The sequence below is a fragment of the Streptomyces sp. MNU76 genome, from assembly GCF_020982545.1.
Lineage (GTDB): Bacteria > Actinomycetota > Actinomycetes > Streptomycetales > Streptomycetaceae > Streptomyces.
In genome coordinates this window covers 136,453-159,527 of record NZ_JAJKLK010000030.1, presented here as the reverse complement: position 1 = coordinate 159,527, position 23,075 = coordinate 136,453, and the positions used below count along the sequence as shown (strand labels likewise).

The window sequence follows — 23,075 nt, the reverse complement described above, 5'->3', positions numbered from 1 at the left end:
CTCACCACCCCTGCTTCCTGCCGTCGACCTTGAACAGCCCGGACGAAGGTTCAGCCAGGATCCCGCGCTCCACCAGCCTCTTCAGCTTCGAACGAATCCCCTCGACATGCCGCGGCTCAATCCCCAGACCCAGGTGCCGGCAGACCTCTTTGCAGCGCATCGCCGCCCCCGAGGTTGCGAACAAAGCGATGATCTCCCGGTACTCCGGCGACATCACCGTCACGTCCAGCTCTGCCTCGGCCTTCACCAGCGCCACAGCGACCCCGCCGTCACCCCCACCCGCGGCGTCCGTGCCCGGCACCGGCGAAGACGGCGCGGCCAGCACCTCCTCCACCGTCTCGCGCGCGATCTGCAACCGCGCCAGCCGCTCCTCGGCCCGCGACAACTCCTCGGACAGACCAGCGATCTGCTCACGCAGCCGCTCGGCCTGGCCCAGCACCTCAGCCCGCCTGGACTCCAACGCCTCCATCAACGACGGCACACCACACCCACCCTCACTCAGCACCCGCACGCTTCACGGCGCGCTCGACCCCAGCGACGGTAAAAGTCGGCACAACCGGCCACATCCCGAACCCCCTGCGAATCACCCCAACGAGGCACCCTCAGAAGATCTACACCCAAAGGGGATCTGCAGATCGAGCCGCCAGGCGGTGTGTTCACCGAGCCCGACGACCACGGGCTCGGACGGTCCCGGGGCGGGCTGACCACCAAGTTGCACCTGGCGGTCGAGCAGGCCCAGAAGCCGATGGCCCTGGTCATCACGGCCGGCCAGCGCGGGGACTCCCCACAGTTCCAGGTGGTCCTGGGCCGTATCCGGGTGCCCCGGCTCGGGCCTGGCCGCCCGCGCACCCGGCCGGACAAGGTGCGTGCCGACAAGGCGTACGGCTCCCGCGCGAACCGCACCTACCTGCGCAAACGTGGCATCCGCTGCACGATCCCGGAGAAGCGCGACCAGATCGCCAACCGCAAGAAACGCGGTTCCCACGGCGGACGCCCGTGGAAGTTCGACAAGGACGACTACAAGCAGCGCCACGCAGTGGAGTGCGGAATCAATCGCCTGAAACGGCACCGTGCGGTCGCCACGAGATACGACAAGCTCGCCGTCCGTTACGAAGCGACGGTGCTGGTCGCAGCCATCAACGAGTGGCTGTGACCAGCACTTTCAAAACGCACCCTAGTCACCGACTCTGGAGTTCCTGACGCAGGTCCACTCAGCAGCGCACGCACACCGGCTCACCTGGTTGTCGTGGTGCCCTCGGATTCGTGCGGGTGTGACCCGCCTCCAGGCGATCGCATCCTGGAATGCGAGCGCCGTGTCGTCATCCAAAGCTGCGAGGTTCACCACGAGTGGACCCCGCTCTGACACAAGTACGTGCCTGACCCGTCTCACGCCCTGGGCAATGTCGCCGCATCCCGCAGGTTCCGTCTGCGTGGCATCACTCGGGCGGGCACTGTCCTGACCTGCCATGGTCGCGTTAGCCACCGAATCGGCCGGACCTACAACGAGGCCCGTACCAACGGGGAGCACTTCCGTGCGGGAACTCCGGTGATCACTCATTTGACTGGGATGGACGATAGCGAAGCGAATCGCCGACGCACTTCCTCGGGCAGCACCCGCACAGTGACGAGCATCTCGCGGCCGTCGTTGATGACGGCGGCACAGCTCTCATGGCGCTCCGGGACGAGCAACATCCGGAATGAGTACACGATCCTGCCGCAGTCCGGTGATCCGGCATTGGCGGTGGGGCTCTCACCGGTTGGCTGTGGGTGGCCAGGCTGTCGGGAGGGCGTGCTCTTCGCCGCTTCCCGTCCAGCGTCCCGTGATGAGCCAGAGTTCGTAGTGCAGGAGCCATGCCGAGGTCCACGGCAGGATGGTCTGGGAGAGGAACATGTGGTCGTTCCACTCCCCGGGCAGGTACAGGCACAGGTTGCCGCTGGCGTAGACGTGCGGGAGGTGTGTGGCGTCCGGGTGCAGTGCCAGTGGCGGGTCGATGACGCTGACGCGGGGGTTGCCGCGGTGGCGGTAGGCAATCCTGACCCTGTAGCGCCTGCTGACGGGGGTGGGCTGCAGAGTGAGGGTGCAGACGAGTTCGCCGCCGCGCAATGTGGCTTCGGCTGTGGGGACAGCCGCTTTGACGGCGGCCAGCTGCCGGGCGAGGTTAATCGCGCGCGTCGGTGTGCTGGCCATGGAAGGTCTGGGAACGCCTGCGCGGGCCAACGGTGGTGGTGGAGAGCAGCCCGGTAGCGCTCATCCGCTGCTGGGTCGCTGTGTTCTTCATGCGGTTCGCGTAGCGGGTGAAGGAGTGCTGAAGAGGGCCGGGGTCGAAGGACTTGACGAGTTGGGAGTAGACGGCGTCCAAGCCCTCGGAGTGCCTCAGGGACGGGTTGTCCATGGTCTCCGTGAGCTCGCGGAACCACGTTATGAAAGCCTGGCGCCGCTCAGGGTATTCATTCCACTTGTCGGTAAAGTTCTCCTCCTTGTGGGCGGGGTTGGCGACCCACCACTGGCCGTTGCGCCGTTCGACGAAGCCGGGGATGGCGGCGAGGACGTTACGCAGGGCGGTGAACAGGTCGTCCTCCCCGCGGTAGGCGCGGCCGGCGAGGGTGGTGAGGAGGATGGACGGCGGACGGTTGTCGGTGTCGTCGCCGAAGTAGGTCATGCAGTGCCACTTCAAGACCTGCACGAGGCGCTGGAGAGTACTGCGGATGTGCCAGACGGGCACGTCCGCGATGCTGGCGCGCTTCGCCAGAAGGGCGTGCGAGAGTTCGGAGCGGGAGCTGAACCAGTCGGCGTATCCGATCGGGTTGCCGTGCTGCCACTTGTACAGGTTCTTGTCGGTCAAGAGGATGCCGGTGGGCTGGTGTTCGTCGTCCGGGATGGCGGGCAGGACGTCGAGGTGGAAGCCGGCGTATCCCAGGGTCCAGCACCGGCGGCGGGATTCCAGGCTGCTGGGGCCGTCGCTGTGGCCCTGGCTCTGCTTCCATCGCCGGTACGCGACGAGCTGGTCGCCCACTCGCTGCTTGAGATCGTCCTGAGTGGTGCTGGTCTTGTGCAGCGGGATGCGGCAGACGAGATCGATGTCGTACTCGCCGGTGGGTGTCTGGGGGCGGACGACGGTACCGAGGAGGAAGGATCCCTGCGAGTAGATCTTGCAGTCCGCGCTCTCTTGCAGGCCGAGCCAGGCGCCGACATCCTGGTAACGGCGAACGGCGGTGTCGTAGAGGTCCGGGGAGATGTCGAGGGTTTCCACGGCGCCGTCGAGCAGCATGGACAGCATCTGTTCGAGGGAATCGGTGTCCGCCTCCCCCGTCGGGTTGAGCGTGTTCACAATTCCTCACGGGTGGGGTGGCAGGGCGTGTAGGCGGGGGCTCGGTGGTCGCAGAAGGCGCGGTGGACGGCCGGTGAGACGTCGCGGCTGACGTGGCCTGCCAGTCCGGAGAGGGTCTGGGTGTCGACGTTGTCGAGCGCGACGGCTCCGGTGGGAACAGTCGGGTTGAGGCGTAGGACGTTGTCCTTGCCTATGAAGTGGCGCACCTGTTTGGCGGCGCTTTCGCTCTGGGCCCGCATGAGGACCTCGACGGCGTCGCCGGCCCAGGGCAGCAGGCCGCCGCGGTCCAGGCGGCGGTGGCGGCTTCGGACGTCGGTGGTGGTGCCGAGGCTGAAGACCTTGATGGCTTCGAGGGGGACGGACAGCGGTCCGACGGCCTCGGTGAGCGCGACCATGGTGGGGTTGTTGGCCCACACGCCGCCGTCGACGAGGCGGGCTCCGTCCAGGGGCATGCCGGGCAGGTAGGTGGGTGCGGCGGAGGTGGCGAGCGCGACGTTGACGGCCTTTTCCCGCCAGTCCCGTTTGAGGGTGGGCAGGTGCGGGGTCCGGAATAGGTAGACGTCGTCGGCGGCGACGTTGTAGGAGGTGATGACCAGGCGTTTGGTGCTCTCCCCGAAGGTCCGCTCGCCGAAGACGTCGGTGAGCGCCGCCCGCAGGGGCTCGGTGCTGTACTTCGCGCGCACGAGGTGTCGCAGGCCGCGCATTCTGGAGCGGTCGCGGAAGATCCGCGGGCCGTGCTCGGTGTAGAAGGTGAGGATTTCGCGGGGGGTGAGGCCCAGGCCGAGGCCGAGCGCGATGATCCCGCCGGTCGAGGTGCCGGCGATCAGGTCGAAGTGGTCGGCGATGCGGATGTCGAGGTCTTCCTCGAGGCGGGCAAGGACCGCGGCGGAGAACATGCCGCGGAAGCCGCCGCCGTCCAGGGCCAAGATCTGAAAACGCTCGGTCAGTTGAACCGCCCCCGTTGTGCTGCTCGTTGTAGGATCGGCCCGGCTGGGCCAGATCTTCGCCGTCGAGACTACGTCCCCTGGTGATCAGAACGTCAGTTCATCGATGGCCTCGCGTCGTGGGCAAGTGAAGGCCGCGTAGAGCCCTTTGGTGACGCTGGCGGAAAACTGTTCGTGCCGGGGCGTCGGCGCTCCCTTCGAGAGCATCCCTTGCCGACGCCATCAGGAGATCTCCAAGGCCGTCGTGTACTGGCCGTCGGTACGGTCGTAGATGACCAAGGTGGGGTGAACGTTGGCATCGTGTACGCGGCCGAGTGTCACTGCGGCCGAAACGGGCACTGCGGCCAGCACATGCAGTTGTTGCATGCCCTTGTGGCTGGCCTCCAGCTCAGACAGGAGTTGCCGAAGGACGGAGGTGAACTCGTCGAGCGTGGAAGCCGAATTGATCACGTCAACGGATGGTGTGATGTCCTGGGGGCGGATCGTCCAGCGCGGAAGGTGAGCAAGTTGTTCGGGTAGCTCTGCTGCCTGGATCGATCCGGAAATGTTCAAGAGCAGCACTGCCTCCCGTGCATCAGGGTGAGAAGTGCGGGGCGCCTCGGTGACGAAGCGCCTCGGTGCGTCGCCGGGGTCGGGCCAGCACCATGATTCGGTGCTGCGGTGCCGCTGGTAGATGGAGACGGTGAAGGTGTCGTCCAGACGGGAGCCGAAGTAGATGAGCAGGGGCAGGCGGGCGAAGGCGAAGACGCTCACGTGGTGCACTGAATCTTCGCGCAGTGCTTCTGCCAGCTTGTGTTCGAGGACCCGGTCGATCTGCTGCTTGCACTGTTCCCAGTAGGCGGGTCCGGCCGTCTTTTCATGAGGGAAACGGCGCAAGTCCACCTCGAAGCCGTCGCCGTGGAGGCTGAGGGGGAACTCGGGGAAGCGTTCTTCAGAGCGGATGACCGCATCCGCGGCAGTCGGTTTGGTGAGTTCGACTTCCTGGCCGCGGACTTGTCCGATGAGGCGGATCACCACGGTGCCGGCCTCGGGTTTGAGGGCGGTCACTCGTCGGATCCATTCCTCTCGGTCGCGTTTGATGTGTCGCAGCCGTTCGACCGTCATGACATCGAACGATCCCTTGCGGTCGATTTCGTTGTGCTCGCCGCGGCACAGCAGCATGAGATTGTCGGCGAGGTCGCGTTCGTCCTTCGGCAGGGGGTCCATGCCCCGCGGTGACTTGGCAGTGGCCTCCTGTCCGACGATGTGGGCGAGTTCTCCCAAGGTGAAGTCCTGATAGGTCAGTCTTCCTTCGAGAAGGTAGGTCCCGCACAGTTCGCACCGTCCGCCGGCGCGGACCCACACCTTGAGTCGCTCGACTTCGGGGATGGACTTGCGTGCCACGGGGGCGGCTCCTTTGGGTTGCCTGGCGCAGGCTGGATTGGTCGTGTGCTGTCGTTGGGGCTTGTGGCTCGGTCGGGTGGGTGGCGCCGCGTGACAGCGGGTTAGGGGGTAGGAGGGACGTAGTGATGATGGGGTCCGCTGTGGGCGTGCGGAAGGGCGATCAGGTGGGTTCCTGACGTCGATGCCGCCATCTGCATGCCGAGGAACGTGGTGAGCGTGGCGGCGACGGCTGCGAGGTCGGCTGAGGATCCGTGGAAGGTGGGGACGGAGCAGCCACGGGTTGGTACGAGTTCGTCGCCGTGTTCTGATTCTTGCCACAGAGGGTGGTACAGCTCCAGTCGGTGGTCACCGAGGACGGAGAGGCCGGCCTGAGAGTCCAGGGCGTGGGGTCCTTGGAGGGTGTCCGGGGCGCAGGCGGTGAGGATACCCAGGGTTCCGGTGCGGGTGTCTGTGGCGATCTGGGCGAGGGTGGCCTTGCGGTCGGGTGTGCGCGCGAGGACGTCCAGGGCTTGCCCGATGGCCAGGCTGATGGTGGCGTCGATGACGAGGTCGGCCTGGTGCATGACCTGTTCGGCGTCGTCTGGGAGGATGCCTTTGGCGATGTCGACGGTCAGGTTGTCGTCGATGTTGCGCAGGCGGTCGGCGAGTGCGGCGGCCTTGGTCTCGCCGATGTCGGTCTCGAGGAAGTTCTGACGGACGAGCAGTCCGCCGGTGACGACGCCGGGGTCGCACAGCGTGATGTGTGCAGCTCCGGCCCGTGCGATGAACTCCGCGGTCCAAGATCCGATGCCCCCGCAGCCCCAGATGTGGACGTGTTTGTCCTGGTAGTTGTTGACGGGGCGGCTTGCGTCGCGGCGGGTGGTGACGGCTTGGCGTTCGTCGGACACGCGGCACCATTCGATCGGGACGGTCGGGTTGACCGCGCTGGGCGTGATCTTGTTCAGAGAACCGGGATGGCACTGTGCGAGGTCGCGTAGTTCGTCGGCGGCGGTTGCGGGGATCCGGCCCGCGATCAGGTGGGGTGGCCCTCCGGCGGGGTGGGGCACGGCCAGGAGGAAGTACTGCGGTGTGCCGTCGGTGTTTCTGACCACGCTGGTCACCAGGGAGGTCAGCACGGCCGGTGCGAACGGAGCGGCGGCGCTGCCGGGCGATGCATCGATCTGCTGCAGGAATTGGACGAGTGTGGTGCCGGCTCCCATCGGCAGAGGTGCCGGGGCGGTGATGACCGGTAGGCGTGCCGCGGGAGGCTCTCGAGGGATGAAGGTGAGGTCCAGGCGCTGAACGGTCCTGGGGATCAGGTATCCGGCCTGCACGTTCTTTGGGGGCACGGGTTCGCGCACGACGATGGTGGGAGCTGCCGCGGACTGGTGCAGGACGCCGCCCACCGCGTGATAGAGGGCGGTCGAGGCGTCAAACCGGTTGTCCGCGGCATCGCTGAGCCAGCCCCACAGGCGGTCGAGGCTGGAGCGGATACCGTCGGCCGGGTTCCACTCTCGGGCGGGGTCCAGGTACAGGCACAGCCGGTGGCCCTGCAGGACGTGGGGGTGTCCGAGGAACCGCGTATGGGTGACATCCACCTGCGGGGGCAGCAGCGCGTGGGGCGGGATACGCAGGACGAACTGCTCGCGCGGCTGGAGCGGGAGCCCGCCCTCCACCCAGACGGTTCCCTTCGTGTCGATCTCGATCGTAACCGCCACAGCGCCGTCATCCGTACGCTCCGGCGTCCCCACCACGCGCAGGATGTCCGGCTGCTCGGCGGCGATCGTGCGGAGATCTGCGAGCGCCTTCTTCTGCCACGAAGTGGGGGCGTCAGGCCGCCCGGAGTTGCGCCTGCTCATCCAGCGCGCCCCGACCGTCCCGTCGTCGTCACGGCGGCCACGGACGTGGTCGCGGCGGGGAACTTCGCGCTGCTCTGCTGCGTCTCGGGCTCCTTGAAGCCGCTGCCGAACAGGTCCTGCCACAGCTCGATGCTGGTCTCCTTGTCCGGCTCGTGGTACGCGTCCTCGATCTCTGCGGCGTGCACGCGGATCCGCTCGCGGAAGTATGCGTAGGTGGCCTGGGTCCACCGGTGGTCGAAGGTGACCCCCGACCCGGAGGGGTCGGCGATCGACGGCTTGGTGGGGTTGGCCTGCAGGTAGGTGTTCAGGTCCTGGACGAGGTGGAGCAGGGTCGTGGGCACGTTGGCGTAGTAGCCGGGGTCCAGCAGCTTCTTCGTCTCGCTGACCTGGTTTCCGAGCAGGGTCGTCAGGATGATCGACCGGGTCCCGGTGAAGGAGTTCTTGTGGTCGCGCAGGTACTTCATCAGCCGGATGACCTTGCGCAGGTTCCCACCGGTGATGCCATCCTGCTGGCGCATCCAGGTCGTGAAGCCCTCGGGGTCCGTCGCCTCCCAGCAGTTGTCGTCCCGGTTGACAATGACGCTGCGGCCGTCGCTGAGCTGCACGTAGGGAACGATGTCCACGTGCATCGAGTTCTTGTAGACCAGACGCACGCAACGGCACTTGCGCGAGTGCGGCATCTCGCCGTAGCGACTGTGCCGGTGCAGCGCGGCGTAGACCTCGTCGATATAGGTCTTGGGGCTGTCGTGCCAGTCCGGGTTCTCCTCCATCAGGAGGAGGAAGTCGGCATCGAACTCGTTGTCACCAACCGGGTCGATGATGGTCCTCTGCGCCCACGACCCCTGAGAAATCTTGTCGAGGACGAGATGCCCGATTTCCTCGTCGTCCTTCAGGGCCCGGTAGACCTTGTCCACTCGCTCGTCGAGCAGCTCGAGCTTGAACCGGCTCAGGTTGACCGTGTCCGTGAGGAGCGTGTTGAAGTAGGCCGTGAGCCGCACTGGCACCATCCCGCACATCGTCTTCATTGAAATTCGTGAAACCGTAGCACGGGGGTACGACAGACGGCCGCGACACGGCCGAACGGATGGCATGCTGGTGTGTCGTGTTACTTGAGCTGCCCGGCCGCCACCCCTTGCTGCGCGGCACCCCGCGCCTGCGAGACCCCTCTCGGCCCGGATTGGTCATCGACGCCCGCCGTCTGGAGTTCGCCAGCCCTCTGGATCTCGCCGCCGTGGCCGCGCTCGCCCACACGCGCGCGGCCGGCGGTGCGGAGATCGCCCTGCTCCTGCCGGAACGCCGTGGCGTGGCCTCATACCTGCAGCGCATGGACCTGCTGAAGCAGCTGCCGGAAGGGTCCCGCATCACGGGCGCTCTCCCCGAGGAAGAGCGAAACGATCACTCGACCAGTCTGGTGGAGGTCACCCGCCTGACGGGCGTGACGGTCCGTGACGTGAACCAGCGTATCGGGCTCGTCGCGACCGACCGCCTGGGCAAACGCTTCGGCAGACAGGCTTTCACGGGGCTGGGCGAGCTCATCGACAACGCGATCAGCCACGGAACCAGTGAGATGGGTGCCTTCATCACTGTGCAGGCTTACAGCGGCAGGACCACCGGCCGCAGGCGACTGGAGGTCTCGATCTGCGATACCGGAGTCGGAGTGCTTGATCACCTGCGCCGCAACCCGCAGCACTCGGACGTGACCGAGAGCATCCACGCCCTGCAGCGCGCGCTCAGTCCCCGTGTCAGCGGAACCGACGAGGACCGCGGCTATGGTCTGCCTGATGTTCTGGACGGGGTGAGGGAGACTGCGATCACGACCCTGATCCTGCGCAGCGGCGACGGCGCCGTGACCGCCAGCCACTACCGGGAGCACACCTTCACTACCTACCGGCGCACCCGCGAGCGGGTGGAGGGCACCTGGGCCTGGCTGAGAGTCTCGTTCCCTGGATGACCCCACTGTGCTTCAATGCGTTCAATGAAGGCGAAGAAGCAAAGGCTCACCTTCCCCGTCAGCGATCCGGGTACGTTTTTGTCCACCCGCGGCACGGGGGCATCCAAACGCGGTGAGCTGGAGAACGTACTCAGATCGGCCGGCCCCGTTCCCGTCCTGGACATCGACTTCACCGGCACCGAGGCCATGACTCACAGCTTCGTGGACGAGTTTCTGGGCAAGCTGTACGTGTCCCTGGCGGCTGGTGACGTGCAGGCTGCCGCAGTCCGGCTCGTCGGGCTGAACGAGGAAACACGCGAGTCCGTCGCCGTCTGCCTGGAGCGGCGCAAGCAGTTCGCCGTGCAGGGCGAGGACCACACGCTGCTGGGCGAGACCACCGTCATGCCGGGCACCTACGCCCAGGCGCGCCGCCTGGGTACCTTCCGGGCCCAGGAGCTGGCCGAAGCACTCGGTATCTCCGTCACCAACGCCAACAACCGGCTCAAACGCCTTGTCCAGGCTGGAGCCTTGAGCCGCAACCGCGCACCCGGCCCGGAGCGGGGTGGCAAGGAGTTCACGTACACCCTGCCCTAGCAGTCGTCAGGGAGGCCGGCCGCCTTGCATACGTCAGGCATTTCAGTGATCGTCTGTGTGCCCGCGTAGTAGCGGATGGCGTTGGGATACCTCTTGTCCTGCTCCCGGTAGATCAGAACCTGGCCTACCAGGGCGCTGATCTGCCATGAGTCGCCCATGGCAGTGGCTAGCAGGCGGAAGGCCTGATCGGCGCTGAGAGAGCCGTCCGGGAGGGCGAGCCGCACATGGTCAAGTTCGGTTTCCCAGGGCTCGATGCGGAAGCTGTAAGGAAGTTGGGCTCGTAGTTGCGCGGCCATCTTGTGCGCCGTCACCTTGCGGGCTGGGTCGTCGAAGCGAACAGGCCATGACAGGTCGATGGGATGGAGTACGTCGAAGTCGTCGCCGTTGCGCCGGCGGGAGTCCCTCATCCTGCCCGCGTCGTTGTTTCCGAAGCCGGTGTTGTTCCACTGCGGAGAACGTCCCTGGGCGTGAAGGTGCCGGAGCACGAGGCGCTCCGGGGCCAGGACACTGAGGTCGTCGTCCAGTTTGAGATAGCTGAACGAGAGGTCGCGGGCGTCGATATGGCAACGTCCGCTGATCTTTCGCAGGTGTTGGCCGAGACGGGCGGCGATCGATCGATCATTCCGTGCGACGTAGAGGATCTCCGGGGCATCGTGGGACTCCCGGTGCAGAAGGTAGACGCCGGGCCAGTCCTCCAGCTTCTCGATACTCTCAGCCGTGAGGTCGTGGTGCGGCTGTGCGGCGAGGAACCTGAGGAAGCGGTCCACGTGCTCCTGAGGGAGCAGCCGGAATCCGGTTCCGCCGGTGTACGCGACGTTGCGGCTGAAAGGATAGGACTCGACAGTGTCGGTCCCCCGCTGGTTGGGTTCCGGAAGACCACGTGCCTTGAGCGTGCTCTTGAGCTTCGGATAGATGTCAGTCAGAGCGAGCGCCGGCGGGGCGCCTGGGATGCCGCTTCGCACGACGTCGCACAGAACCTGGGTGAAGGACGTGCTAGCGGTCTCGTCTCGCGAAGGCGCGTGCGCGACCTGGTCGGCCGCTGTGAGCGTATAGACGCCGCGGATGTCGGTGCTGTCCACGAGTTGGCTCTCACCAGTGCCCGCCAGACCGTGGATGATCCGGCCCGAGTAACAGCAGTCGAGAATCACCAACTTCACCTGGGCCGGTGAGTCCAGGAGAGCGCTGCGGACCTTGTCGTACTCCAGGCCGGTCAGGTCGGGATAGCGCAGCTGACTATCGCCAGCGGCCAGGCACAGCGCACCGGACTTGCTGACAACCCCGTGGCCGACGAAGTAAATCAGCAGGGTACCCGTGGTTTCCTCGGCCAGGCGGTGCAGTTCCAGGGCCATGTCCGTGGCCCCGGCGGGGTCCTCCAGAACGTGCACCTGGTCCTCGGACCAGCCGCACAACTCGGGGCTGATCAGCAGCCGGTGCATCGCGTGCAGGCTATTGCGCGCAGCGGGCACGTCCAAAAGAGAGGGATCTCGGTAGCTGGAGACACCAATGAGCACGGCGGCGTCGTCAGACTCCATCGGCGTCCTCCCCCAGGAACCGCCGGATCAACGCCTCGGCCTCGGCGGCGTCACCGGTCTCGAGCTCCAGGGTGCGGTCGGCCCGGGTGACGGAGATGCGGATCTTGGTCGGGGTACGCCGATTCTGCAACCAGGTGGCGAGGGAACCGGCCAGGACGGTGGCGACTCCTCCGGAACCGAGGGATACCGTGAGCAAGTCGAGCCCGGCACCAAGCTCGTTCTCCGCAGGTGCGGCGGGCAGGACGTGCACGCGCCCCTGGAGGCCGCGTTCACCGCGGAGCCACCCGATCAGTGCCAGGCGATCGTCGAGTTCACTCGCCGAGTCGAGCCCGATCTGAACATCCGTCGCCCCGGTGTCCTGGGTGCCGTGCATCGCGTACTCCCCCGCTTGCTGCGCGCATCTGATGCCCAGGGCTCCCCCGGGCTGGTACGAGAAGTCACCCTACGGCGACACGTCCGGCCGGTTCGGACCAGGCCCGACGAAGCGTCACGCCACGACACTGGGCCGACTCGGAGCCTGCATGTCCGCGCCCCACGACCGCCACTACCGGCGACCTCTTGCCCCTGAGCAGCCAAGGCTCCTGTTGAGCAGGCCGCGGGGCCACCCCACAAAACCGCAGGTAAAGCCGAGTCACCGAGGCACACACTCGATCTCCGGCACCAACCCTACTTTCCAGTAACTTCTATCGGACTCCGCTCTCTAAAACTGAGCAAGTCCCTGGCTGGCGAGCAAGGGCTGCTCACCTTCAAGAGGGCCGCAACATCAGCTGCTTGATGACCTTGTGGCCCTCCGGGATCCGGCCGGCCAGACGCTCCTGCTGTGTAAGCGTGACGGGCAGGCCGTAGTGCTCGCACGCGGCCTCGGTCAGCACGATCAGCGGGTCGGCGTCCTTGCCCGGCCCGGACAACTTCGGCTGGCCGAGCCGCCCTTCGCGGAGCGTCCACTCCACCAGGGCCGCAATCGACTTCGCCGGTACATCCAGGACCAGGCCGCCGACGCAGTACGCCAGCGCCTGACCGTCTTCGACGTCGACGACCGCCAGCGGCCCGTTCTCGAACCGCGCATCGGCACCACCGGCTGGGGTGCCAGCGGGGGCGGCCTTACGCGCGGGCGGCCGACGCGACGTCGGCCTGGTCGTGGCCGCCGGATGCGGCACAGCGGCGGGGCGCAGTGCGGTGTTCTCAGAAGCAGGCTCTGGGATCGGGCCTGTGGGTTCGGTGCGGGCTTTGGCCGGTTCGGCTCCCGTTGACGCAGGAGCAGCTGGGAGGGCAGGCGTCTCGGGGATCGCCGTGTCCTCAGAGGGCACCGGGGCGTTGGCGGGGTAGAGCTGGGCGAGCTGCTTGAGCATGCGGGCGTATGCCTCGCGCTCCGGCGGCCGCGGCTCGGTCTTGCCGGCCTCCCAGCCGCTGACCGTCGCGCGCCGCACCTGCAGTGCGGCGGCCACCTCGTCCAGCGTCAGGCCATGCGCCTGGCGCAGCCGCCTGCGCTCCGCCGGGGGCGGCAACGGGGAGCGGGACGCGATGAGCGCGTCGACCGCGTCGAACAGCTCGGACATGCAGCACCTCCTGCCCCGACCCTAGCGCGAAGCGCACATTTCGCGTACCAAACACGTACGGATAGCGTTCACGTCTTGATCTCGTGTAGCGGGGCAGCGGCTAGGACTAGCAAGAGCTCGCCAAGAACCCGGCGGTGGTTGTTGCTTGGTGAGCCCCTGGCTTGGCAGCAGCGTAGAAGCCAGAGTTGGGCGAGGCTCGCGCAGTTGGCCAGCTCGCTTCGATGCTGGTGGGTGTAAGTCGTACCGCGTCCGCAGTAGCGTCTCCCCAACTGACGTCGCACCAACCTGGGGGTCTGTGTAGCGAACGGCTCTGTCCCGTAATCGGCTCTGTCCCGTAATCGGTGGTAGCGCTGTGTGGTGATCACTGGAGGAGGATGCGGTGGCGGAGCAGGGAGAACCCGGCTCGGCCGTGCATCTGCCTCATGATCTTCTTGGTTCGTGTGTTGACGCCTTCGGTGCGGCCGTTGTGGTACGGGGTGGTGAGTCCGGCGTCGACGGCTGCGCGGTCGAGCTCAAGGCCGTTCGTGAAGGAGTGCAGGTGGGGCAGGTCGGTGGAGCGAACTGCGGTGATCCAGACGGTGAGCTTGACGTCGTTGCCCTCGGCCGGGGTCAGCAGCTGCGCGAACTCGCCGGTCAGGCGGGCGAGTCCAGTCATCTCGGGGCAGGCTTTGGTGAGTTCCCGCAGCAGTGCGGCGTCCTTGTCGCGCAGGCTCTCGGGGCGGGTCAGGAGGAGGCGGGCGAAGCGCTGCGGGGTGGTGACGGGCTTGTCGCCCTCGGCCCGGCCCTGGGTGATGTAGCGGTAGAGCAGGTTGAGGCTGCCCGTGTATCCCAGCTCCTTGACCTCCCGGAACAGTTGCTTGACGGGGACGGCCGGGTCGGCAGCGCGACGGGCGCGGAGGTGGTCGCGGTAAGGGTCGACGAGCGTGGGCCGGTACCGGGGTGCGCGACGCTCGGCGGTGGGCTCCTTCATGCGGGCGTACCGCTTGACGGTGTTCAGTGCGACGTCGAGGCGGCGGGCGCATTCGAGCAGGCCGACACCCTTTTCGAGCAGGTCGTGGACCTGCTGCCAGCGTTCGCGGGTGGTCTGCTCGCGGACGCCCCCGGGCGGCGGGTTCACGGCGGTCGCCCAGCACGCGGCGGGGAGCGGACCTCGGCCAGGACCTTGCCGCACAGGTTGCTCCACAGATGCCACCTGTCGCTGACCTGCACTGCTTCGGGCAGGGCCTGGCGGATCGCCTCGCCATAGGTAGTGGAGCCGTCCCGGCAGACGTACTCGGCCCCGGGATGCTCGCGCAGCCACACCGCCAGGGTCTCGGCGGTGCGATCGGGCAGGACGTCGATCCGCTCGCCGGTCTCGGCGTCAATGATCACGGTGGCGTAGCGGTGCTTAGGCGCTTGAGGGCGAAATCGTCGACGCCGAGCACGCGCGGGACGCGCAGCAGCAGGACCGCCCTGCGCATGAGTATGCGCAGGGCGGTCGAGCGAGATCCAGCAGGCCAGCACGCGTGAGAGGCGTTCACCCGCCCGGCCCGCTAACTCCTTGACCACAGAGCCGAGTTGGTCGGCCAGACGGTTGGTCCGGCGCTGGTAGCGCTCCACGACGCCGGGAACCTGCTCGCGGAACGTCTGCCGCGAGCAGCCGAGCACCGGGCACACCAGCCGCCGCAACCTCACCGAGACGACGACCCGCCGTCCGTCCATGGGCACGTCCGCGACTCTCCGCCCGTGGAACCCGTGCACCCGCCCTGTCGGCGTGCCGCACTCGGGGCACGGCACCAGATCGTGCCGGGTCCGCGCCGTCACCCGGATCAGGCCGCCCTCGTCCGCCACACCCTCGATGACCAGCGCCGACAACCCCGAAAACACCACGCTCACAAGCTCGTTGACATCTCGCACACCATGCCAACGATGCCCGTCACTCGTCGTTACCACCGATTACGGGACAGAGCCACTCACCGTACAGACCCCCGTTGCGCGTGGTCGACTCGGCGGCGTCGGTCAGGGCCGGCGGAGCGCTCCGCCGATCTCGTCGGCGACGCCCTTGTGGGCGAGGTATTCGTTGATGCTGTGGGCCCGGTCGCGTGCGTTGGCGACGGCCAGGTGCGTGACCTTGCCCCAACGAGGGTCCTCGAACGGGCAGCCGATGGCGACCGCGTCGGTCGGGCACCAGGCGTTGAACCATTGGCGCGCCTTCTCGGGGCGGTGGGGCCCACCGGCGAGGAGGCGCTCGTTCACGGTGTTCATGCCCAGGGGGCTGCCCGCGGTGACGAGCAGGGTGAGATCAAGCGCGGCCGGAAGCCGGCTGATGAGGTCCACACCCACGACGGTGCCGAGGCTATGGGTGATCAACACCAGTTCTCCGCTGGTCGGCATCGTCTCCAGGACGGTGTCCAGCACCGTGTCGCGGACCTCGCGGTCGTTGAGGTAGCGGCTGACATCCCGGAAGACGGTGGCGATCGTCCACGCGTCGACATCGGTCTTGGCCGCCAGCCAGCTGAGGGACCGCTGGAATCTGCCGACCAGGGCGCTCCCGAACCCCTCGGTGGCGACGGGACCGTCCTGCGGCATGCCGGCCTTGTTCGCCGCTTCTACGAGCATCTGCTCGTAGAAGCCCGACGGTGACTCGGCGGCGAACCGCTCGGCGGCCGAGGCCGCGGTGAGATCCTCGCACTCGACGCCACCATGGGCAGCCTCCTTCGCCCCCATGAGGGCTGCCAGCCGGTCGCCGTAGTACGGGAACCAGACATCCGCCGGATCAACCGTGTCCGATCCCGCACGCGTAAGTCCCTGGTTCAGGCCCGCCGTCCACTCCCGACGAAGTGCCTTGGGATCCTTGCCCTGTTGACTCCTGCCGTGCAGAAACACCAGGTGTCGCCCACCGCCGTCGAACGCACTGCCCCGAGCCCGTAGTCCGACGGCCTGCTCGGCGGCAACAACAGTGGCCGTCGCGGCGGTCGCCTCCGGAACAGGTGTGCCGCGCCGACTCGTCGCGCCGGCGGTCTGCGCCGGGAGTGGTGGTACCGCAGCCTCCTTCGTGCCTGGCGGGATGCCCTGCCCGAGTGCCGAGTCCGGCCCCAGCTCGGCCAGTACCGCACGTCGCGCGGGGTCGAGACGCAAAGTGGCCAGGTGCTTCAGGACGGAGCTGATGCGGACGCCTTCGTTCGCGATCCAGTCGATCGCTTCATCCCCCTCGCCGCTCTGCCAGAGCCCGCCGTCCTTGCGCAGTACTCGTCCCTGGGCATCCGTTCTCGGCACGCCGCTGTGGTGCAGGGCCACGACTTCCCATTGGTCGTTGAAGACGGGGGAACCCGAGTTGCCGGGTTCCGTGTCGGTCGTGTAGTGGATGAACTCGTCCAGCCGCACCAGAAGGGTGTTGTCGCGCAGGGCGATCTCTTTGAGACGGCCGTTGGGATGGCCGATGATGTTCACGCGTTCGCCGATCACCAGCTTGCCGACCTGGGCACTGAGCCGGTTCCAGCCGAAGACCTCTCCCGGGGGGCGGCCGTCCATGGCCGGGGTCACAGCCACCAACGCGAAGTCCAGCCGCTTGTCCGCGGCGAAGAAGGTGTCCGGATCGAACTCCATCCTGATCACCGAGTCCGGGGCGTTGTCGATGGTGACCTGAGCGTTGAACTCCAGGAAGCAGCGGTCGGCGAAGCTCTCGTCGGGCAGCACATGCTGGTTGGTCATCAGCAGTCGCGGCGAGACCAGAAAGCCGGTGCCGTGGGGGAGCTCGCGCCCTGCGTGACGCATGGTGATCCGGGCGACGGTGCCGGCCGCCCGTGTACCGCGTGGCAGGAAGCTCCAGGCCTGGAGCTCGTTGGACAGGTTGATGATCCGCTCATTGGCCTCAGGAAGGCCCAGAGCTTCGGCGTGGATGCTCGACACCACGGCTGAGGAGGAGACTCCGCCCCGGTCGAGGATCCGCTCTGCGCGCATGGCCAGGGCTTCCGGGGCATCGGGGAACGATATCCCCGCAGCCAGCTGTTCCTCGACCCGCTCCCGCTCCGTGGTCGATTCCCCGTACCGCCGTGCTGCGTCGGCGGCTTGCCGTCGCAACTCCTCGCGTGCGGTTTCCGTCGCGGGCATGGTCTCCACCGTCCTGTCCGGGTCTGTCGGCAATGGGGCAGTCGATCGCCAGGAGTTGGCCGGGCGAGTCACCTGCCTGTCATGCCTCGGCGAGCTTTTTCCAGGTCTTGTTTCCGACGATGCCGTCCGCGGAGAGGCCGTTTCTTTGTTGAAACAATTTCGCTGCCGCTTCGGTCTTGGGGCCGAATGCTCCATCGACGGCAAGAGCAGGCGTGTGTCCGAGATCATTCAGGGGCCGTTGAATGTTCTTGATTCCTTCCGCCTTCGGGGATCCTCGTCTGGCGAATGGCTGGTCGGCCGCCTCGCGCTCGGTTCGAGTGGGGAATCTGGTCAGCCACTCGCTCATTTGACTCGGCAGGTCGTCCGGACCGTGGCTCTGTCCTTCGCGCCATCCCTCGATCCGTTTGATCTCCCTCGCGAAAACGGTCACCTGCTCGTCGCTCAGTTGGCTGACCGGCGTATCCGTACTCATGCCGAGGGCGGCGGAGATTTTCTGCGCGTAGACCTCGGGGTTGTTCGAGCCGTGTCCACTGGGGGCGTAAACCTCCATCATTTGCAGGATCGTTTTGTCTTTGCGTCTCAGGAGAAAACGCCGGATGGCGTCAAATCCTTGCGCTTCACTCGGGAAGACGGCGAAGATGTTGTTGCGCTTTCCCCGGTATGCGCCGTAACTCTCCGCTTCTCCGGAGCTGACGATGTTTCCAGGGTTGTTGTTGTTCCAGGAGACGGTCCCTCCCGTTCGCATCACTTCTTCATAGAACACGTGGTCAATCCCCAGTATGTTGACCACATCACCGGGTTCTATTTCTTCAGCGATTCCCCAGGGCATGGATTCCTCCACGTGTCATTCTTTCCTCGGGTTCGTCCTTCTGCCGGACGGCGCTACCACCTTAGGTTCCGGCCGTCATGCCGGCGTTCGCCGTTGCGTTCAGAAAGCGTCGCGGGCACGTGAGCCGCCGGCCTGTCCGCGCAGCCGGTCGGACACGGGAGTTGCCGCCTGCGGGGGCGCACTGTGCTGCTGCCTGTGACGGTCCGTTTGGAGGGACGGCAGCCCCCGCAGCAGATCGGTCATCTGCGGCGACGGGCTGACCCTGAGCTCCCGCTGGAGGTAGGCCTCGTACTGCCGGTAGCACTGGACCGCACTGGCGACGTTGCCCTCGCTGAGATGGATCTCGATGACGATGCGATGGGCGGTCTCACGGAAGGGATCGATCGCGGTGGCCGCCAACGCGGCTTGGCGAGCGGGTAGGTACTGCTGGGCCGTCAGCAACCGCTGAGCCAGCCCCTCCAGTGCGTACAGGCGCATTTGGTCCCAGCGCTCGCGGTCCACGTGCAACCACTCGTCGGGCCAGCCCGGCAGCAGTTCCCTGGTGAACTCATCTATGAGCGTCCCGCTGTCGCTGGGCAGCGCTGCCTGCCCGTCGACGATCTGCCGGGCCGAGTCGCGGATCCGGAGCAGATCGACCCGGACGACCGGCGATACCCGAAGGCGCTGCCCGACACAGTCGATCAGCGTGACACACCAGGTACGCCGCGCCTGGCACAGCGCCGAGCGCAGGTTCGCCGCGGCCCGATGCGACGGGTAGTCAGGCCACAGCTGCTCGGCCGCTGCCCTTCGGTGGATGCCGTCCGGTCTGAGACCCAGGAACGCCAGCAGCCGCTGAGCTCCAAGAGCTACGGGGACGCTGCTCTCGCCGGAGGTGAGCTCGAAGGTGCCCAGCAGCCCGAGCGATACCTCGTTCGAAGCTTCGTTTCCTAACACGCTCACTACTGTGCGGGGGACATGTGCAGGGCGCATCCGGTTGCTCCCCTCATTGCGCAGGTGACGTCGGTGCGGCCTCCTGCTCACATTCTTTTTCGATGTCCGTACCAGCCACCGTTTCCTGCGGCGACGACGAGCTGCTGATGCCCGCGAAACGCTTGGGCAACGCGACTGCGCCATCTGTCCCACGTCGTCCGAACAGGGGTGGGGGATGCTCGGGAGCGGAAGACCAAGAGGCTCCCTCCCATGCGAATGACGAATGGCCGGGAGCCGTTCCTGAAAGGACAGAAGATGGTCGACACAAAGGCACCGGCACGAGCAGCGGAAGCGGACGCCGACTACGAGGCGTACGAGCAGGTCGTCCAGCTCATGAGCAAGGGGATCTCGGACGGGATCCTCGAATCGCTCCGTACTCTCAAGGACCCGGACGCCTTCTCCGAACAGGTCAGGGAAGCGGCGGCCGCTCAAGGCGTCGCACCGGAATCCGTGCGCGACACAGAAGAGCTCTTCGAAAAGTTCTGGGCGCTGGCCAACGGCGTCGACATGGAACTTCAGTGGCGGAGCAACTCCGGCGTTCCCGTCCGCTCCGCCCTGATCGCGGAGTCTATCGCGCCGCCCGATGGTCAGGAAAGGTTCTCCATCGGCGTCAGCGCCTTCGGCATCGGCGTCGGAGTCAGCTGGTAGGCAGCCGAATACCCCTCCACTCTCGGCGACGATTCACCGGGAGACGAGGGAATCGGTTTCCGGAATTCCACCGAGCTTTCCGGGGTGCCGGAAAGCTCGGTGCCGGTACGTGGATATCGGGGGGCCTGTCGTCATCGGCCAGGCGATTCACCCGACATTGAAGAGGCGTCATGTCACGTCACTACTACCAGCGTGGTCACCTCGTCGAGGCTGAACAGATCGACGATGTGGTCGCGGTAAGAATGGGCAGGGCGGCCGTCGGCACAGAAGCCGCCGAGATCGAGGCGGAACTGGGGAGTAGCGCCCGCGAGCAGGTACGCGAGGCAGGCGTCGACGACGAGACGAGCGAGGCCTTCGCCCGCGCGAACTGGGTGTTCGTCCGACCGAACCAGCGGACCCGCGAAGCGTTCACCGCGGGTGAGGCGATCCCCGGGACGGAGGCCGCCGGACAGGTCATCCGGCGCCCCAACGGCAGGATCGGTATCGCGACCGACGAGCTGACCGTCCAGCTGCGGCCGACACTCTCGGAGGAGGAGGTCGAGCGCGAACTCGAGTCGCTGGGTCTGACCGTGGTCATCAGACTCGACTTCGCGAAGCACCTCTATGAGGTGCGCGCCTCAGCGTCGCGGGACGCCCTCGCGGCCTCCGTCGAACTCCACGACAACGACCACTTCGTCTTCGCCGAGCCGTCACTCGTCGAGCACGTCCCGGCCCGGTTCAGGCCCACTGGTGCCCGGTACCCCGAGCAGTGGCAGTGGAGGAACGCCGGCACGGGCGGTGGCACCCCGGACGCCGACGTCCATATCGAGTCGGCGTGGGACCGTACCTTCGGGACCGGGATGCGCGTCGCCGTTATCGACAACGGCTTCGACACGGAACACCCGGACCTCGCCTCCGGGTTGGACCCGATGTCGGGATTCTTCGACGACGTGGGAGGTGCGGTCCTCGTCCAGGGCACCGCGGGGATGCCTGACAGCAACCACGGCACCTTCTGCGCCGGCATGGTCGGTGCCCGGCTCAACAACGGTGCGGGCGGTACGGGCGCGGCGCCTGAGTGCAGCCTGGCGCTTCTGGCGTGCCTCAAGGACCAGGTCGGTACGCAGACGACACTCGCCCGCGCCGTGGCATACGCGGCCGTCCCCTCCACGGAGGTCCCTGGGGCCGCGCCTGGCAGTGGGGCGGACATCCTGGTCAGCAGTCTGGGCCCGAACAGCGCCGACTGGGATCTGACCGGCACCTTGGAACTCGCTCTCGAATTCGCCGCCACCAACGGCCGCCAGGGCAAAGGGCTGGCGATCTTCTGGGCGGCGAGCAACGGCAGGAACGTCGACGTCACCAAGGACGAAGTGGTCTCCCATCCGGATGTGATCGCCGTGGTGCGCTCGAACAACAAGGATCGGGAGGACAACGCGGCACGGGGCCCGGAGGTCGAACTGATCGCGCCCGGTGTGAAGGTCTTCAGCACCAAGTCCGGGGGCGGTTACGGCACCAGCACCGGCACCAGCTTCGCCGCTCCCTGCGCGGCCGGGTGCGCCGCACTGGCACTGTCGGTGAACCCCGACCTCAAGAGAGACCAACTGCGTGAGGTGATGCACGAGTCGGCCGACAAGATCGGCGGACCGGAGGTCCGGTACGACGCCGCCGGACACAACGACGACTACGGCTTCGGCCGGGTGAACGCGTCCCGGGCCGTCGCCCTCGCCGACGGGATGCGGCCATGAGCGAGAAACAGGACGTCTTCCGCTGTCACGTCGTCGCCGAGAACACCGAAGCGCTCAGGGAGTTCCTCCACGAGACACAGCCCGATGTCGGCTGCCGCGCCGTCGCGCGTGACACCCGGGCAGGCGTCGGACTGGACCTCTACTTCCGCCAGGAGCAGCTCGACCAGGCCAGAGCAGCTAGATCGGCACCCTTGGTGGACATCACCGAGATCGAGAACGTCACGGAGAACTGGCGCGGCCAGAAGGAGGAGGTCGGCGGCGGCGACCGCTTCGCGCACCGGGACGCCGTCCCCCACGGCCTCGGCCGGAAGGAGTGACCGTGTACCTCAACGTGGCCGAGATCGAATCGGCGATCACCGCTCTGCACGACTCCTTCCCCGACGCCTCAAAGGTCATCACTCCTCCCCATCCCACCCACGAGGGCCGGACGACACGGCTGTTGCGGGTCGGGACACGCCAGACCGACGAAGTCCCCGGGATTCTGCTGCTGGGCGGGATCCACGCCCGGGAGTGGATCCCGCCCGACGCGCTGATCTCTTTGGCGGCAGATCTACTGGAGGCACACGATCTGGCCACGGGGCTCGGGTACGGGGCGTCGACGTTCACGGCGGCTCAGGTCGCACAGGTCGTCGAGAACCTCAATCTGTTCTTCTTCCCGTGCGTCAACCCCGACGGCCGGGCCTTCAGCCAAACCACGTCCGCGATGTGGCGCAAGAACCGCCGGCCGGCACCCGCCGGGTCCACGAGACCCTCGTGCGTGGGCGTGGACCTGAACCGGAACTTCGACTTCCTGTGGGATCACACCTCGAAGTTCGCTCCGGACGCGGACGTCCACACATCGAGCGCACCGTGCCATGCGCAGGTCTACCGAGGCCCGGCCGCCGCGTCGGAGCCCGAGACCCGCAACGTGGTCTGGGCTCTCGACACCCACCCCCGGATCCAGTGGCTGGCCGACGTCCACAGCGCGGTCCCCGTGATCCTGCACAACTGGGGATCCGACCAGAACCAGTCCACCACCCCGACCGACAACTTCCGCAACATCGATCTCGACGCGGTTCGAGGGCGACCGGACGACGGCATCGGCGAGTTCATCCCCGAACGGGACCTGGAGATCGCAGTCGGCCTGGCGGAGCGGATGAACGACGCGGTACGTGGGGTGCGCGGAGTCGATTACGGGGTCGAGGCGGCGTACGGGCTCTACCCCACCTCGGGGACGATCGACGACTACGCGTACAGCCGGCACCTCATCGACCCGGCCGCCACCAAGGTGTTCGCCTACACCATCGAGTGCGGCGACAAGTTCCAACCGGCGTTCAGCGAGGCGGAACAGGTGATGCGCGAGGTCTCGGCCGCATTGCTGGCGCTCGCGCTGAACGCTCCCGAAACGGCTTTCTGAAAGGAGATCCTCATGCATGCGCACTGGGGCACGTTCACCAAGCAGGCGAGTCTCAAGACCGGCTTGCGCTTCGCGGAGTCGGCCATGAGGCAGCAGGGTTTCACGATCTGGGACCAGTCGGCCGACAACAACTACCAGGTGATAGGCGGGAACAGCAGCGTGATCGCCACAGTGGTCTGCGTCCCTCAATCGGGAAACCTGTGGATGACCGTGAGCGCCTACTCGACCGACTCCGGACTCGCCGAGCGCATCAGGAACGATGTGCGGGCGCACATCGTCAACGCGGTTCTGTTCGACGACCACCAATGACGTGTCGG

At 66.8% G+C, this 23,075-nt stretch carries 20 protein-coding genes and 4 pseudogenes; 9 read left to right on the top strand and 15 right to left on the bottom strand.

What is annotated here, in order from left to right; translation table 11 throughout:
• Position 1: 1 nt before the first annotated feature.
• Complete coding sequence (locus tag E4N62_RS44380; protein WP_230223939.1) at positions 2 to 481, bottom strand: hypothetical protein; 480 nt, start codon at positions 479 to 481, stop codon at positions 2 to 4.
• Between the two features lie 189 nt (positions 482 to 670).
• Here E4N62_RS44380 and E4N62_RS44375 point away from each other — a divergent pair.
• A pseudogene (locus E4N62_RS44375) lies at positions 671 to 1,153 on the top strand (IS5 family transposase); the annotation flags it as partial.
• Between the two features lie 21 nt (positions 1,154 to 1,174).
• Here the strand turns inward: E4N62_RS44375 and E4N62_RS49980 are convergent.
• On the bottom strand, positions 1,175 to 1,468 hold the full coding sequence (locus E4N62_RS49980; protein WP_374117249.1) for a DUF6207 family protein: 294 nt from the start codon (positions 1,466 to 1,468) through the stop codon (positions 1,175 to 1,177).
• 24 nt (positions 1,469 to 1,492) lie between these two features.
• Between E4N62_RS49980 and E4N62_RS44370 the strand changes: the two are divergent.
• A pseudogene (locus E4N62_RS44370) lies at positions 1,493 to 1,591 on the top strand (cell division protein SepF); the annotation flags it as partial.
• A gap of 159 nt (positions 1,592 to 1,750) precedes the next feature.
• Here E4N62_RS44370 and E4N62_RS44365 read toward each other — a convergent pair.
• The 6 genes from E4N62_RS44365 to E4N62_RS44340 all read right to left on the bottom strand — a co-directional run bounded on the left by E4N62_RS44365 (position 1,751) and on the right by E4N62_RS44340 (position 8,501).
• A complete protein-coding gene (locus E4N62_RS44365) occupies positions 1,751 to 2,188 on the bottom strand; it encodes a hypothetical protein (RefSeq protein ID WP_230223938.1) in 438 nt (145 codons plus the stop codon).
• Positions 2,160 to 3,329, bottom strand: coding sequence for a nucleotidyltransferase (locus E4N62_RS44360; protein WP_230223936.1), 1,170 nt, complete (start codon positions 3,327 to 3,329; stop codon positions 2,160 to 2,162). The genes E4N62_RS44365 and E4N62_RS44360 overlap by 29 nt, the downstream gene beginning before the upstream one ends.
• Positions 3,326 to 4,255, bottom strand: coding sequence for a CBASS cGAMP-activated phospholipase (locus E4N62_RS44355; protein WP_230223934.1), 930 nt, complete (start codon positions 4,253 to 4,255; stop codon positions 3,326 to 3,328). The genes E4N62_RS44360 and E4N62_RS44355 overlap by 4 nt, the downstream gene beginning before the upstream one ends.
• A 240-nt stretch (positions 4,256 to 4,495) precedes the next feature.
• The gene (locus E4N62_RS44350) at positions 4,496 to 5,656 is read right to left on the bottom strand and encodes an SAVED domain-containing protein (protein ID WP_230223932.1); all 1,161 of its coding nucleotides are present in this window, start codon (positions 5,654 to 5,656) and stop codon (positions 4,496 to 4,498) included.
• 101 nt (positions 5,657 to 5,757) lie between these two features.
• Positions 5,758 to 7,494, bottom strand: coding sequence for a ThiF family adenylyltransferase (locus E4N62_RS44345; RefSeq protein ID WP_230223930.1), 1,737 nt, complete (start codon positions 7,492 to 7,494; stop codon positions 5,758 to 5,760).
• Positions 7,491 to 8,501: a cyclic GMP-AMP synthase DncV-like nucleotidyltransferase gene (locus E4N62_RS44340; RefSeq protein ID WP_230223928.1), complete on the bottom strand. Its 1,011-nt coding sequence runs from the start codon at positions 8,499 to 8,501 to the stop codon at positions 7,491 to 7,493. The genes E4N62_RS44345 and E4N62_RS44340 overlap by 4 nt, the downstream gene beginning before the upstream one ends.
• A gap of 170 nt (positions 8,502 to 8,671) precedes the next feature.
• Here E4N62_RS44340 and E4N62_RS44335 point away from each other — a divergent pair, with 170 nt between their 5' ends.
• Positions 8,672 to 9,445 (top strand): hypothetical protein, encoded by a 774-nt coding sequence (locus E4N62_RS44335; RefSeq protein WP_230223926.1) that lies wholly within the window; start codon positions 8,672 to 8,674, stop codon positions 9,443 to 9,445.
• 24 nt (positions 9,446 to 9,469) lie between these two features.
• Positions 9,470 to 10,018 carry a winged helix-turn-helix transcriptional regulator gene (locus E4N62_RS44330; protein ID WP_230223924.1) on the top strand — a complete coding sequence of 183 codons (549 nt, stop codon included), beginning with the start codon at positions 9,470 to 9,472 and terminating at the stop codon, positions 10,016 to 10,018.
• Here E4N62_RS44330 and E4N62_RS44325 read toward each other — a convergent pair.
• The 7 genes and pseudogenes from E4N62_RS44325 to E4N62_RS44295 all read right to left on the bottom strand — a co-directional run bounded on the left by E4N62_RS44325 (position 10,015) and on the right by E4N62_RS44295 (position 18,957).
• Entirely contained in the window at positions 10,015 to 11,550 is a 1,536-nt protein-coding gene (locus E4N62_RS44325; RefSeq protein WP_230223923.1) for a caspase family protein, read from the bottom strand. The genes E4N62_RS44330 and E4N62_RS44325 overlap by 4 nt on opposite strands.
• A complete protein-coding gene (locus E4N62_RS44320; RefSeq protein ID WP_230223922.1) occupies positions 11,540 to 11,923 on the bottom strand; it encodes a hypothetical protein in 384 nt (127 codons plus the stop codon). The genes E4N62_RS44325 and E4N62_RS44320 overlap by 11 nt, the downstream gene beginning before the upstream one ends.
• A gap of 391 nt (positions 11,924 to 12,314) precedes the next feature.
• A pseudogene (locus tag E4N62_RS44315) lies at positions 12,315 to 13,106 on the bottom strand (helix-turn-helix domain-containing protein); the annotation flags it as partial.
• Between the two features lie 361 nt (positions 13,107 to 13,467).
• Positions 13,468 to 14,972 (bottom strand): annotated as a pseudogene (locus E4N62_RS44310) (ISL3 family transposase).
• Between the two features lie 132 nt (positions 14,973 to 15,104).
• A complete protein-coding gene (locus tag E4N62_RS44305) occupies positions 15,105 to 17,195 on the bottom strand; it encodes a serine protease (protein ID WP_230223921.1) in 2,091 nt (696 codons plus the stop codon).
• A 79-nt stretch (positions 17,196 to 17,274) separates the two neighbouring features.
• Positions 17,275 to 18,036, bottom strand: coding sequence for a peptidoglycan-binding protein (locus E4N62_RS49110; protein WP_308186315.1), 762 nt, complete (start codon positions 18,034 to 18,036; stop codon positions 17,275 to 17,277).
• Between the two features lie 87 nt (positions 18,037 to 18,123).
• Positions 18,124 to 18,957, bottom strand: coding sequence for a BTAD domain-containing putative transcriptional regulator (locus E4N62_RS44295; RefSeq protein ID WP_230223920.1), 834 nt, complete (start codon positions 18,955 to 18,957; stop codon positions 18,124 to 18,126).
• A 291-nt stretch (positions 18,958 to 19,248) separates the two neighbouring features.
• Here E4N62_RS44295 and E4N62_RS44290 point away from each other — a divergent pair, with 291 nt between their 5' ends.
• From E4N62_RS44290 to E4N62_RS44270, 5 genes are all read left to right on the top strand, one after another.
• The gene (locus E4N62_RS44290) at positions 19,249 to 19,641 is read left to right on the top strand and encodes a hypothetical protein (RefSeq protein WP_230223919.1); all 393 of its coding nucleotides are present in this window, start codon (positions 19,249 to 19,251) and stop codon (positions 19,639 to 19,641) included.
• 170 nt (positions 19,642 to 19,811) lie between these two features.
• Positions 19,812 to 21,362 carry a S8 family serine peptidase gene (locus E4N62_RS44285; protein ID WP_230223917.1) on the top strand — a complete coding sequence of 517 codons (1,551 nt, stop codon included), beginning with the start codon at positions 19,812 to 19,814 and terminating at the stop codon, positions 21,360 to 21,362.
• Positions 21,359 to 21,679, top strand: coding sequence for a hypothetical protein (locus E4N62_RS44280; RefSeq protein WP_230223915.1), 321 nt, complete (start codon positions 21,359 to 21,361; stop codon positions 21,677 to 21,679). The genes E4N62_RS44285 and E4N62_RS44280 overlap by 4 nt, the downstream gene beginning before the upstream one ends.
• A gap of 2 nt (positions 21,680 to 21,681) precedes the next feature.
• Positions 21,682 to 22,758: a M14 family metallopeptidase gene (locus E4N62_RS44275; RefSeq protein ID WP_230223913.1), complete on the top strand. Its 1,077-nt coding sequence runs from the start codon at positions 21,682 to 21,684 to the stop codon at positions 22,756 to 22,758.
• 12 nt (positions 22,759 to 22,770) lie between these two features.
• Complete coding sequence (locus E4N62_RS44270) at positions 22,771 to 23,067, top strand: hypothetical protein (protein ID WP_230223911.1); 297 nt, start codon at positions 22,771 to 22,773, stop codon at positions 23,065 to 23,067.
• Positions 23,068 to 23,075 lie beyond the last annotated feature (8 nt).